A 12,680-nucleotide genomic window follows, 5' to 3' on the forward strand; every position below is an offset into this window, starting at 1 on the left:
CGAGTCCGGAGGCACACCCATGGCGAACTACACGACCGAGGCCACCTCGACCGGCGGCGGCCGCGACGGCCACATCCGCAGCGACGACGGCTTCATCGACCAGGACCTGAAGATGCCGCCGGAGCTGGGCGGACCCGGGGGCGCCACCAACCCCGAGCAGCTGTTCGCCGCGGCCTACGCGGCCTGCTTCCACGGCGCACTGCGGCTGGCCGCCCGCACGGCGAAGACCACCGTCCCCGACGACACCCAGGTCACCGCCACCATCCAGCTGGCGCCCGACGACGTGAGCTTCCACGTGGCCGCCGACATCACCGCGCACCTGCCGGGCCTGGACCAGGCGGCCGCGGACGAGCTCGTCGAGGCCGCCCACCAGGTGTGCCCGTACTCCAAGGCCACCCGCGGCAACGTCGAGGTCACCCTCACCGCGACCGTCTGACCACGGGGCCCGGGGTGGTCACGGTGCCGGGGGGGTGGGGTCACACCCGGTGGATCACCGCCCGGCGGTCCCGGCACACGCGGCCCGGGCCAGCGCGAGGCAGGTCATGGTGCCGGGGTCGACCTCGGTGAACCCGGCGTCGCGCACCCCGACCACGCCGTCGGTGCCGTCGTCGGCGGCCGGGCACAGCCGGTCCCAGGCGGCCCGGTCCGCGGTGCGCACCGCGCACACCGGTGCCGCACCGACCGGCCAGCCGAGGGCCGCACCGAGCAGCATCGTGGCGTGCCCGACCTGCGCGGCGGCCTTGCCGACCGTCATCTCCGCGTACGGGGACAGCAGCACCAGCGGGGCGCCGGGATCGGGCGGGCCCGGCTCGTCGACGGGAAGCTCGGTGCCCCCGATCTGCAGCCGCGACACCGCCTTCGGGGCCTCGTCGACCGGTCCGGGCAACAGCGCGCGGGCCTCGGCGTCGCCGACCCGCACCGTCACGCCGGGCAGCTCCTGGACCGCACGCCAGTGCGCGCCGCGCGCCCGGCGGGCGATCTTGCGGATGCGCCCGTCCACCCAGGGGGCGACGGCGTCGGACCACTCGCCGCCGGGCTGGGCCCGCGGGTCGGTGCAGACGGCGACCGCGGCCGTCGCGGCGGCCTCCAGCAGCGCGGTGCGTCCGGGGAGCGGGTCGCGCTCGATCCGCAGCACGACCGGCATCGCCCGGACGACGCCGTCGGCCTCCGGCGCGATGTCGCGCTCCCGCGCCCCGGACCCGTAGCGGCCCGCGAGCAGGTGCAGGATCGGCGCGGGACCGGTCACGCCAGCGGGACCCGGCGGAGCACACCCTCGGCGGCGTCGGCGGCCTCGACCTCGGTGCGGGTGATGCCCAGGACGAACAGCACGACGTCGAGGTAGGGCACCGACACCGAGGTGTCGGCGATCTCGCGCAGCGCCTGCTTGGCGTTGAACGCCACCCCGAGCCCGGCGGTGGAGAGCATGTCGATGTCGTTCGCGCCGTCGCCGACCGCGACGGTCTGGTCGAGCGGGATGTCGTGGGACTCGGCGAACCGGCGCAGCGCGACAGCCTTCCCGGCCCGGTCGACGACCTCGCCGACGACCCGCCCGGTCAGCGTCCCCCCGGAGATCTCCAGCTCGTTCGCGGCCACGAAGTCCAGCTTGAGCTCGCGGGCGAGACCGGCGATGACCTGGGTGAACCCACCCGAGACGACGCCGCAGCGGTAGCCGAGCCTGCGCAGTGTGCGGATCGTGGTGCGGGCGCCGGGGGTCAGCTCGATCCCGGCGGCCACCTCGTCGACGACGGAGGCGGGCAGCCCCTCCAGCGCGGCGACGCGGCGGGTCAGCGACTCGGTGAAGTCGAGCCGGCCCGCCATGGCCTCCTCGGTGACCCGCCGGACCTCGGCCTCGACGTCGGCCCCGGCGCGGGCGGCCAGCATCTCGATGACCTCGCCCTGGATCAGGGTGGAGTCGACGTCGAACACGATGAGCCGCTTGCTGCGCCGGGCCAGCCCGGCCCGGGCCACCGCGACGTCGACGCCCGCCTGCCGGGCCACCCGGACCAGCCGCCTGCGCAGCGTGCCGGGCGGGTAGGCGTCGGCGTCGCCCTCCGGGACCGGGGAGACGAGCAGCTCCAGCCCGGTCACCGGGTAGTCGGCGACCCGGCGGATGGAGTCGATGTTGGCGCCGACCGCGGCGAGCTCCGCGGCGATCGCGCCGAACGCGCGGGCCGTGATCGGCCTGCCCAGCACCGTGACGACGTGCGTCGACGGCGTCCGGGCGGCCTGACGACCGTCGCGCTGGATCTCGATGTGCACGGTCATGGCGATGGAGTCCATCGCCGCGCCGACCGTCTCCTGCAGGTCCTCCGGATCCCCCGCCGGCACGACGAGCGCGCCCAGGGTGAGCCGGCCGTTCACCACGACCTGTTCCAGGTCGAGCAGCTCGACTCCGGCCGCGGTGAGCGCGGTGAACAGGACGGAGCTGACACCAGGCCGGTCCGGCCCGGTCACCGTGACGAGCACGGTGGGCCGGGCCGGACCGGGAGGGACGGTGTGAACCGCCGACACCTCAGTTCGACTTGGGGTCGTCGTCCGGCATGGACTCCTTGCCGACCGACTGCGCGAGGACCTCGGTCGGGTGCGCCCGGTTGCCGACGTGCGCCTCGGCGCGCGCCTTCTCGACCAGGTGCGGGTAGTGCAGGTCGAACGCCGGGCGCTCGGAGCGGATCCGGGGCAGCTCGGTGAAGTTGTGCCGCGGCGGCGGGGACGAGGTCGCCCACTCCAGCGAGTTGCCGAAGCCCCACGGGTCGTCGACGGTGCACACCCGGCCGAACCGGTAGCTCTTGAACACGTTGTAGAAGAACGGCAGCGTCGAGGCACCGAGGATGAACGCGCCGATCGAGGAGATCGTGTTCAGCGTGGTGAAGCCGTCCGAGGGCAGGTAGTCCGCGTAGCGACGCGGGTAGCCCTCGTTGCCCAGCCAGTGCTGCACCAGGAACGTCAGGTGGAACCCGACGAAGGTCAGCCAGAAGTGGATCTTGCCGAGCTTCTCGTCGAGGAACCGGCCGGTCATCTTCGGGAACCAGAAGTAGATCCCGCCGAAGGTCGCGAACACGATCGTGCCGTAGAGCACGTAGTGGAAGTGCGCGACGACGAAGTAGGTGTCCGACACGTGGAAGTCCACCGGCGGCATCGCGAGCAGGATGCCGGTCAGGCCGCCGAAGAGGAACGTGACGAGGAAGCCGACCGAGAACAGCATCGGCGTCTCGTAGGTGATCTTGCCCTTCCACAGGGTGCCGATCCAGTTGACGAACTTGACGCCCGTCGGGATGGCGATGAGGAACGTGGTGAAGGCGAAGAACGACAGCATGATCGCGCCGGTGGCGTACATGTGGTGCGCCCACACCGCGACCGACAGCGCCGCGATGGCGATGGTCGCGAAGACCAGGCCCTTGTAGCCGAACAGCGGCTTGCGGGAGAACACCGGGAAGATCTCCGAGACGATGCCGAAGAACGGCAACGCGACGATGTAGACCTCCGGATGGCCGAAGAACCAGAACAGGTGCTGCCAGAGCACCACACCACCGTTGGCCGGGTTGAAGATCTGCGCACCGAGGTGGCGGTCCGCGGCCAGTGCCAGCAGCGCGGCGGTCAGGATCGGGAACGCGATCAGCACCAGCAGCGCGGTGATGAAGATGTTCCAGGTGAAGATCGGCATCCGGAACATCGTCATGCCCGGCGCGCGCATGCAGACGATGGTCGTCACGAAGTTGACGCCACCGAGGATCGTCCCCAGACCGGAGACGACCAGACCCATGATCCAGAGGTCACCGCCCGGCCCCGGCGACCGCACCGCGTCCGACAGCGGGGTGTAGGCGAACCAGCCGAAGTCCGCCGCGCCGCCCGGGGTCAGGAAGCCGGAGACGACGATGATGCCGCCGAACAGGTACAGCCAGTACGAGAACGAGTTGAGCCGCGGGAACGCGACGTCGGGGGCACCGATCTGCAGCGGCACGATGTAGTTCGCGAAACCGAAGACGATCGGCGTCGCGAACAGCAGCAGCATGATCGTGCCGTGCATGGTGAACAGCTGGTTGTACTGCTCGGTCGACAGGAACTGGAGCTCCGGCCGTGCGAGCTCGGCGCGGATCAGCAGCGCCATGACCCCGCCGACGGCGAAGAAGCCGAACGACGTCGTCAGATAGAGGATCGCGATGTCCTTCGGGTCCGTCGTCCTCAACATCTTGAGGAACGTGGATCCCTTGCCCTCACGCCGCGCCGGATACGGGCGCGTCGAGATCGGCTTGGGCTCGACGGCTGTCACCTGGGCCTCCATGCACTTGCCTGACCTGAGCACGTCCTCGCGGACGGGCAGACTCTACTTCCCGACCGGCGAGCGGCGCCCGTCCGGTCCGGGAGATCCACTCCGTGGGTCCCGGCTCGTCGCACGGCGCGCGCCGATTGTGCTCTACGGAGAGTAGAACCGACAGCCCCCGACCGCGCACTCAGGGCGCCCTTCACCCGGATCAACAGGTCGCCGGCGGTGTGCGACGGTGGAGATGTGGTGGTTCCGACACCCCCGCCGGGGACCCGTCGCCGCGAGCCCGGCTGGGACGTACTGCGCAGCACCTTCGTGCTGCTGGTCGTGCTCTACCACGCCACGCACCTCGGCCCGGTGCTCCACCCGGAGCTGGCGCCGCGCAGCGTCTCCTTCGACCACCAGGTCGGGGCGAGCCTGCTGCTGGTCGTCTCGGCCTACTTCGCCTGCGCGACGCTCGGCCGCCACTCCCCCGGGCGCTACTGGTGGGGGCGGGTCGCGCGGCTGCTGCCGGCGTTCGTCGTCGCGGTGCCGCTGGCCTGGGTGGCCCTGCGCTTCGTGTCCCCGCCGGACTGGGCGTCGCCGCCGGCACGGGAGATGGTCGTCAACTGGCTGATGCTGGGGAACTGGGACACCGAGCGCTACCCGTGGCTCGACCCGGCGTTCTGGACGTTGCCGCTGCAGCTGATGGCGTTCACCGCCGCCGCGGTGCTGAGCGTGACGCGCTGGGGGTACGGGCCGCGGCTGCGGGTGCTGCTGTGGGCGATGGTGGTCGTCCCGCTGCTGCTGTGGCCGCTGCGGGCGCGGCCGGGCGACGTCGCCGACCCGCCGTGGTGGTACCGGACCGTCGTCGACGGGCTGGGGTTCCACCGGCTGCACCTGTTCGTGGCCGGGATCGCGGTGTGGCTGTGGTCGACGCGGCGGATGCGCACCCCGCACGCGATCGCCCTGCTCGCGGTGTGCGGCCTGGCCCAGTTCGTGCACGGCCTCGCGCCGGGGCCCGACGGCGTCGTGCGGATCGACCTCGACCACCTCGACGCCGTCGCCGCCGCGCTGGTCTGCGCCGGGATCGCGCTCGTCGCCGTGGTGGCCCGGCTGCCCCGGCCGGGCTCGCGGATGCCCGCCCCGCTGGCGACGGCGGTGCGCAGGCTCGCCGGCATCTCCTACGGCGTCTACCTGGTGCACCAGACCGTCGGCTACGTGCTGATGCGCCGCCTGCAGGACCTCGGCGCCGGGCCGCTGCTGCAGTCCGCGGCGATGCTGGCGACGGCGGTGCTGCTCGGCTGGGCGCTGACCCGGCTGGTGGAACGCCCGGCCCACGCCGCGCTGATGCGGGCGTGGGACCGGCGTGCGGGCGTCACCTGAGCGGCTCGAAGACCTCGGTCCAGATCTCGGGCGCGGTGGCCGGGTTCGGCTGCGCGTCGACGATGTAGAACTCGGTGCCCAGCCCCATCGCGAACACCGGGTCGGGCATCGTCAGCATGAAGTGGTCGGGGCCCATCTGGCTGGCGTGCGCACGCATCGAGGCCCGCTTGGTCTCGGCGTACTCGACGGCCTCGACCCGGTGGGTGATCTCGGACTCGGGCTTGCCGAACGACCCGTCGTCGGGGATCTCGGGCATCTGCCAGTCGTCGCCGCGCTCCTTCCGGAGACCGCGCATGCCGCGGAGCAGCCAGTCGCGGTTGGTGGTGTTCTGCGCGACGACCGGCACCCCGGCGAGCTCCCCGGCGCGGGCACCGACCCGGTGCACCTGGATGTGGTCGGGGTGGCCGTAGCCGCCGTTGTCGTCGTAGGTGGTGAGGACGTCGGCCTCCTCCTCCTCGAGGATCAGCGCGAGCCGCTTGGCCGCGTGCTCCACCGGGGCCTGCCAGAAGCAGTAGGGGGCGTCGTTGCTGGGCTCGCCCATCATCCCGGAGTCGACGTAGCCGAGGAACTCCACGCGGGCGACGCCGAGGGCGCGGGCCGAGGCGTGGCACTCCGCGGAGCGGCGGACCGGCAGCTGCTCCCCCTCGGCCAGGACGCCGGGTACCGGCTCCCCCAGCTCGCCACGGGTGGCGAAGACGAGGACGACGCGGTGGCCGAGCGCGGCGGCCTTGGCGAGTGTGCCCGCGGTGCCGATCGACTCGTCGTCGGGATGGGCATGGAAGCTGACGAGGGTCCCCACGGACGGTGAGCCTAGGAGCCGGTCCCGGCCGCCCCGCACCGGGCCGTCGTCGATCTACACACCGTTGACGCGCCGTCCGATGTGTGTAGCATCACAGGTCCCCGAACCGGCACAGGAGCCGTCCACCATGGCCGATGTCGTCAGCGTCGACAACGTCGATCCCGCCCACACCGCCGTGCCCGTCCCCCGCAGCGCGCAGCAGGCGCCGGAGGCGTTCAACGCCGCCGCGCACCTCACCGCCGCCCGGGTCGGGGCCGGGGACGGCGGCCGTACCGCCGTCCGGTTCCCCGGCGGCTCGCTCACCTACGCCGCCCTGACCGACCGGGTCCGGCTCGTGGCCGGCGCCCTGCGCCGGGCCGGCGTGCGGCCCGAGCAGCGCGTGCTGCTCGTGATGCCCGACGACGTCGAGCTGTTCACCGCGATCCTCGCGACCCTGTGGGCGGGCGCGGTCGCCGTGCCGTGCTCGACGATGCTGACCGGACGCGAGCTCGCCGTGCTCGTCCGGGACTCGCGGGCGACCACCGTGATCGGCGGCGAGGCGTTCGCCGCGCACCTCACCGAGGCCGTCGCGGGGGCGCCCGACCTGGAGCGCGTCGTACTGACCGGGGCCGACCCGCTGGTCGCCGGGGTCACCTCCCTGACCTGGGACGCCCTGCTCGACGGCGCCGACCCGCTGCCCGAGCCGCACCCGACCTGGGCGGAGTCCCAGGCGCTCTGGCTCTACACCTCGGGCACGACCGGCAAGCCCAAGGGCGCCATGCACCGCCACGACGACATCCGGTTCGTCGCCGACACCTACGGCCGCCAGGTCCTCGGGATCCACCGCGACGACGTCTGCCTGTCGGTCGCGAAGCTGTTCTTCGCCTACGGCATCGGCAACTCGATGTTCTTCCCGCTCTCGGTCGGCGCCTGCGCGGTCCTCGAACCGTCCCGGCCGAACCCCGAGCACTACTCCCGCCTCGCCGAGCAGCACGGCGCGACGCTGTTCTTCGCCGTCCCCAGCTTCTGGGGCCCGATGATCGCCGCCGACCTGCCGCGCGAGCGGTTCGCCACCGTGCGCCGCGGCGCGTCGGCGGGCGAGGCGCTGCCCGCGCGGATGTTCCACGGCGTCCTCGACCGCTACGGCTTCGAGGTCCTGGACGGGATCGGCTCCACCGAGGCACTGCACATCTTCATCTCCAACCGGCCGGGCGAGGTCGTGCCGGGGAGCTCCGGCTTCCCGGTCCCCGGCTACGAGGTGGAGCTGCGACGGCCGGACGGCAGCGTCATCGACGGCCCCGGCGAGCAGGGCATGCTCTACGTCGCGGGCGACTCGGTGTGCACCGGCTACTGGTGCCGCACCGAGGTCAACCGCGCGGTGTTCCAGGGCCGCTGGATGCGCACCGGCGACCAGTACGTCCGCGGTGAGGACGGGTCGTGGACCTGTCTGGGCCGGGCCGACGACGTCCTCAAGGTCGGGGGCATCTGGGTCTCCCCCGGCGAGGTCGAGACCCGCCTGCTGGAGCACCCGGGTCTCGCGGAGGCGGTCGTCGTCGGGATCCCGGACGACGACGGGCTGGACAAGCCGGTCGCGTTCGTCGTGCCCCGCGACCCGGCGGCGGCGCCGTCGGAGGCCGAGCTGGTCGCGTTCTGCCGTGAGGGGCTGGCCTCGTTCAAGCGGCCGCGCGCCGTGGTCACCGTCGACGAGCTGCCCAAGACCCCCACCGGGAAGATCCAGCGCTACCGGCTGCGCGCGCACGCCGCCGCGCTGCCGGGGGCCACGGGGCACCCCGGCGACCCGGAGACGGTGGTCTGAGAGCCGTCCGGAGTGTCTCGATGTAGGACGTTCGCTCGACCCGGGCCGCTCCGCCGGGGTTCACTCGGCGGACACACCGACGGCGAGGAGGCCGGCGTGGACACGTGGGACTGGATCCCGGAGACCCCCGCGACCTGGGACGACCGGAAGGGCCGGGTGCTCGACGGTCTCGACCCCGCGCTGTTCGGCCTCGGCCGTCCCGGCGACGGCGACCCGCTCGGCGACGAGTGGTGGCGCGTCGAGGACGCCGACGGCACGACCGTCGCCTACGGCCGGCTCGACGGCAGCTGGGGCGACGCCGAGATCCTGGTCCTCGTCGCCCCCGCGGCCCGGCACTCCGGCGTCGGCTCGTTCGTGCTGGAGCGGTTGGAGGCCGAGGCGGGCCGGCGGCGGCTGAACTACCTGTACAACGTCGTGCCGCACGGCCACCCCGACCCCGAGCCGGTGACCGCCTGGCTCACCGCGCGCGGCTTCGCCCGCAACGACGTCGGCGAGCTGCGCAAGCAGGTCCCGGCCGCGCTGGTGCAGAACCAGGGCTGAGCCGGCCGGGGCCACACCCCGATACTCCACACTCTTCCGTCGCCACGTCATCTGGTTGTAGTCTTTGATGGCCGCAACGACGCGTGGAGGAGCGGAGTCCATGAGCAGTCCAGACCCGTCCGTCGACCCGGACGACGGAGACGTCCCGCGGGTGGACTTCGACCGCGACCCGTCGGGCTACCGGCACTGGCAGCTCGCGCTCGACCCGGACGACCCCGCGGTCGCGTACGTGAAGCTCGACGTCGACGAGGCGGGCGGCCTCGTCCCCGGCTACGAGCTGAAGATGAACTCCTACGACCTCGGCGTCGACATCGAGCTCTACGACATCACCCAGCGGCTGCGGTTCACCCATCCCCGGGTCAGGGCCGTCGTGCTGACCAGCGCCAAGGACCGCAACTTCTGCGCGGGCGCGAACATCCGGATGCTCGCCGGGTCCTCGCACCCGTGGAAGGTGAACTTCTGCAAGTTCACCAACGAGACCCGCAACGGCATCGAGGACGCGACCGCGTACTCCGGCCAGACCTGGATCGCCGCCGTCAACGGCACGGCCGCCGGCGGCGGCTACGAGATGGCGCTGGCCTGCGAGCGGATCCTGCTGATCGACGACAACTCCTCCACCGTCGCGCTGCCCGAGGTCCCGCTGCTCGGCGTGCTGCCCGGCACCGGCGGCCTCACCCGCGTCACCGACAAGCGCCGCGTCCGCAAGGACCGCGCCGACGTGTTCGCCACGAGGTCCGAGGGCTTCGGCGGGAGGCAGGCCGTCGAGTGGAAGCTCGTCGACGAGGTGATCCCCAAGCGCCGCTGGGACGAGACGGTGGCCGAGCGGGCCGTCGAGGCCGCGGCGGCGTCGACGCGGCTGCCCGCGGACGACGGGATCGAGCTGCCCCCGCTGGAGCGCACCGAGACCGCCGACGGCATCACCTACCCGCACGTGCGCGCGGAGTTCGACCGTGACCGCGGCCTGGTGGAGATCACCGTCGACGGGCCCGGGGGCGGTGTCCCGGAGAGCATCGAGCGCGTGCACGCGCTCGGCGCGGACTTCTGGCCGCTGGCCATGACCCGCCAGCTCGACGACCTGGTCCTGCGGCTGCGCAGCAACGAACCCGAGCTGGGCACCTGGGTGATCCGCACCCGGGGCGACGTCGAGGACGCGCTGGCCTTCGAGCGCGTCATCGAGCAGCACTCCGGCGACGACTGGCTGGTCAACGAGATCCGGCACTACTTCAAGCGCACGCTCAAGCGCCTGGACGTCACCAGCCGCAGCCTGATCGCGCTGGTCGAACCGGGCTCCTGCTTCGCCGGTGCGCTGCTGGAGCTGGCCCTGGCCTGCGACCGCCAGTACATGCTCGACGGCACGATCGAGGGCGACGAGCAGGGCGACGAGGCCCAGATCATGCTCACGGCGTCGAACTTCGGCACCTTCCCGATGCCCAACGGGCCGTCCCGGCTCGCGAGCCGCTTCCACGGCGACGACGACCACGTCGCCACGCTCCGCAAGGAGGTGGGGCGCCGCCTCACCGCGGGCGAGGCGCTGGAGCTGGGTCTGGTCACCGACGCCCCGGACGACATCGACTGGGACGACGAGGTCCGCATCATGCTCGAGGAGCGGGCCTCGCTCTCGCCGGACGCGCTGACCGGGATGGAGGCCAACCACCGGTTCGTCGGGCCGGAGACGATGGAGAGCCGCATCTTCGGCCGGCTCACCGCCTGGCAGAACTGGATCTTCGTGCGCCCGAACGCCTCCGGGCCGGAGGGCGCACTGCGCAAGTACGGGACGGGCCGCAGGGCCGACTTCGACCGCAAGCGGGTGTGAGCCATGAGCATCGACTACTCCGAGAAGATCCCCAACAACGTCGACCTCGCCGGGGACCGCAAGCTGCAGCGCGCCCTGGAGTCCTGGCAGCCCAACTTCCTCACCTGGTGGAAGACGATGGGCCCGGCCGTCCCGACCCAGGACGTCTACCTGCGCACCGCCGTCGACGTCGGCAAGGAGGGCTGGGCGCAGTTCGGGCACGTCGCGATGGAGGAGTACCGCTGGGGCGTGTTCCTGGCCGAGCGCTCCGACGACCGCCGGATCGCCTTCGGCGAGAACCGCGGCGAGCCGGTCTGGCAGCAGGTCCCCGGCGAGTACCGCGCCGACCTGCAGCGCCTGATCGTCATCCAGGGCGACACCGAGCCCGCCTCGGTGGAGCAGCAGCGCCGACTCGGCGAGACCGCCCCCAGCCTCTACGACCTGCGCAACCTCTTCCAGGTCAACGTCGAGGAGGGCCGCCACCTCTGGGCGATGGTGTACCTGCTGCACGCCTACTTCGGCCGCAACGGCCGCGAGGAGGCTGAGGCGCTGCTGCAGCGCAACTCCGGCGACCTGGACAGCCCCCGCATCCTCGGCGCGTTCAACGAGGAGACCCCGGACTGGCTGTCGTTCTTCATGTTCACCTACTTCACCGACCGGGACGGCAAGTACCAGCTCGGCACGCTGAAGGAGTCCGCCTTCGACCCGCTCTCGCGCACCTGCGAGTTCATGTTGAAGGAGGAGGCCCACCACATGTTCGTGGGCACCACCGGCATCGACCGGGTGATCCAGCGGACCTGCGAGCTGATGCGCTCCCACGACACCGCCGACATCGCCCCGCACGGCGGCATCCCGCTGGACGTGATCCAGAAGTACATCAACTTCCACTACTCGGTCAGCCTCGACCTGTTCGGCTCCGAGCAGTCGACGAACGCGGCGAACTACTTCACCGCCGGACTCAAGGGCCGCTGGCAGGAGGAGCGGCGTCGCGACGACCACGTGCTGACCGAGGACGGCTACGGCATGGAGCAGGTCCGCGACGGCGGCGTCGTCACCGACGAGGTCCCGGCCCTGCTGGCGCTGAACCTGGACCTGCGCAACGAGTACGTGAAGGACTGCCAGTCCGGGCTGAAGCGCTGGAACCGCATCCTGGAGAAGAACGGGTTCGACGACCGCGTGTACCTCCCGCACGTCGGGTTCAACCGGCAGGTCGGGCTGTTCTCCTCCCACGAGCTCACCCCGAAGGGCGACCTGATCTCCGCCGACGTGTGGGCGTCCCGCCAGGACGACTGGCTGCCGTCGGAGGCGGACCGGACGTTCGTGCAGAACCTGATGCGCCCGGTCTACGAGCCCGGGAGGATCGCGGGCTGGATCGCGCCGCCGTCGAACGGGATCAACGGCAAGCCCTTCGAGTACGAGTACGTCCACCTCGCCTGATCGTCCACACCGGACCGTTCACCGAGAGTGGTCACCGTTCGCCGACCGGGTGACCGTTCGCCGCCCGTCGCGCTCGCGTGACCCCGGATCGGGCCCGTTGACTGACCCCGTGGTCACAGGACGGGGTGCGGCGGGCACACAACGCGACGACGACGCCGGCGACACCGCCGACCGGGTCGACGACCGGGTCGGCGGCGCGGGTGTGGCCGCCCGGTTCGGCCGCGTCGCCGCCGACGACGCGTCGCCCCCGGTGTTCGGCACCGCCCCGTGGGGCTACCGGCGGGCCGAGGTCGACGCCTGGGCGAGCTGGGTCGCCCGGCTCGTGGAGCAGGGCCGCCGGGAGACGGTCCGGGCGGACAGTGCGGAGGCCACCCTGCAGGCGACCCTGCAGCGCCTCGACGAGCTGGAACGACGGCACGACCCGGCTCCCGCGACCCCGATGCCCGCGTCCCCGGCCGCCGCGGGCACGGGGTCGCCGGGCCCGGCCGCACCGGACACGGGGTCGCCGGCCCCGGGGCCGACCGCTCCGGGCACGTCGGACACCGGCGGCCCGGCCGCGCTGCCCCGTCGTCGTCCCGGTGCGGCGGGCGCGCCCGTGCCACCCGGCAGCGAGGAGGTGCAGCGCCTGCGGGTGGTCGAGACGACCCTCGGTGAGGTCATGGCGCTGCTGCAGCGTCTGGCGCCCTGACCG

The 12,680-nt window shown here is 72.4% G+C and carries 11 protein-coding genes; 7 read left to right on the top strand and 4 right to left on the bottom strand.

The window, feature by feature from the left end; translation table 11 throughout:
- The first annotated feature begins 19 nt into the window (after window positions 1–19).
- On the top strand, window positions 20–436 hold the full coding sequence (locus ND486_RS18790; protein WP_062400739.1) for an organic hydroperoxide resistance protein: 417 nt from the start codon (window positions 20–22) through the stop codon (window positions 434–436).
- Window positions 437–490: 54 nt separating this feature from the next.
- Here the strand turns inward: ND486_RS18790 and ND486_RS18795 are convergent, their stop codons facing one another.
- The 3 genes from ND486_RS18795 to ctaD are packed head-to-tail and all read right to left on the bottom strand — an operon-like array spanning window position 491 to window position 4,267.
- Window positions 491–1,246: a peptidyl-tRNA hydrolase gene (locus ND486_RS18795; protein WP_374231438.1), complete on the bottom strand. Its 756-nt coding sequence runs from the start codon at window positions 1,244–1,246 to the stop codon at window positions 491–493.
- The gene (serB, locus tag ND486_RS18800; RefSeq protein ID WP_374231439.1) at window positions 1,243–2,454 is read right to left on the bottom strand and encodes a phosphoserine phosphatase SerB; all 1,212 of its coding nucleotides are present in this window, start codon (window positions 2,452–2,454) and stop codon (window positions 1,243–1,245) included. Before serB ends, ND486_RS18795 begins: the two co-directional genes overlap by 4 nt.
- 58 nt (window positions 2,455–2,512) lie before the next feature.
- Complete coding sequence (ctaD, locus tag ND486_RS18805) at window positions 2,513–4,267, bottom strand: cytochrome c oxidase subunit I (protein ID WP_062404257.1); 1,755 nt, start codon at window positions 4,265–4,267, stop codon at window positions 2,513–2,515.
- Window positions 4,268–4,507: 240 nt separating this feature from the next.
- Between ctaD and ND486_RS18810 the strand changes: the two genes are divergently transcribed.
- Window positions 4,508–5,626 (top strand): acyltransferase, encoded by a 1,119-nt coding sequence (locus tag ND486_RS18810; RefSeq protein WP_251785532.1) that lies wholly within the window; start codon window positions 4,508–4,510, stop codon window positions 5,624–5,626.
- Here the strand turns inward: ND486_RS18810 and ND486_RS18815 are convergent.
- Complete coding sequence (locus ND486_RS18815) at window positions 5,619–6,425, bottom strand: PIG-L family deacetylase (protein WP_208825722.1); 807 nt, start codon at window positions 6,423–6,425, stop codon at window positions 5,619–5,621. The two genes, ND486_RS18810 and ND486_RS18815, sit on opposite strands and share 8 nt — an antisense overlap.
- A 127-nt stretch (window positions 6,426–6,552) precedes the next feature.
- On the opposite strand from ND486_RS18815, the gene ND486_RS18820 reads away from it, so the two are divergent.
- From ND486_RS18820 to ND486_RS18840, 5 genes are all read left to right on the top strand, one after another.
- Window positions 6,553–8,220, top strand: a complete 1,668-nt coding sequence (locus tag ND486_RS18820; protein WP_251785533.1) for a benzoate-CoA ligase family protein — start codon at window positions 6,553–6,555, stop codon at window positions 8,218–8,220.
- Window positions 8,221–8,316: 96 nt separating this feature from the next.
- Window positions 8,317–8,760 (top strand): GNAT family N-acetyltransferase, encoded by a 444-nt coding sequence (locus ND486_RS18825; protein ID WP_178374194.1) that lies wholly within the window; start codon window positions 8,317–8,319, stop codon window positions 8,758–8,760.
- A 100-nt stretch (window positions 8,761–8,860) separates the two neighbouring features.
- On the top strand, window positions 8,861–10,573 hold the full coding sequence (gene boxC, locus ND486_RS18830) for a 2,3-epoxybenzoyl-CoA dihydrolase (protein ID WP_251785534.1): 1,713 nt from the start codon (window positions 8,861–8,863) through the stop codon (window positions 10,571–10,573).
- Window positions 10,574–10,576: 3 nt separating this feature from the next.
- The gene (gene boxB / locus ND486_RS18835) at window positions 10,577–11,989 is read left to right on the top strand and encodes a benzoyl-CoA 2,3-epoxidase subunit BoxB (RefSeq protein ID WP_251785535.1); all 1,413 of its coding nucleotides are present in this window, start codon (window positions 10,577–10,579) and stop codon (window positions 11,987–11,989) included.
- A 109-nt stretch (window positions 11,990–12,098) separates the two neighbouring features.
- Window positions 12,099–12,677, top strand: a complete 579-nt coding sequence (locus ND486_RS18840; protein ID WP_251785536.1) for a hypothetical protein — start codon at window positions 12,099–12,101, stop codon at window positions 12,675–12,677.
- Window positions 12,678–12,680: the final 3 nt, after the last annotated feature.

Origin of the sequence: Pseudonocardia sp. DR1-2 (assembly GCF_023717215.1) — a bacterium.
Taxonomy (GTDB): Bacteria; Actinomycetota; Actinomycetes; order Mycobacteriales; family Pseudonocardiaceae; genus Pseudonocardia; species Pseudonocardia alni.

Coding starts and splice junctions, on each gene's coding strand:
- ND486_RS18790 (WP_062400739.1), top strand. CDS start 20: ATGGCGAACTACACGACCGAGGCCACCTCGACCGGCGGCGGCCGCGAC.
- ND486_RS18820 (WP_251785533.1), top strand. CDS start 6,553: ATGGCCGATGTCGTCAGCGTCGACAACGTCGATCCCGCCCACACCGCC.
- boxC (WP_251785534.1), top strand. CDS start 8,861: ATGAGCAGTCCAGACCCGTCCGTCGACCCGGACGACGGAGACGTCCCG.
- boxB (WP_251785535.1), top strand. CDS start 10,577: ATGAGCATCGACTACTCCGAGAAGATCCCCAACAACGTCGACCTCGCC.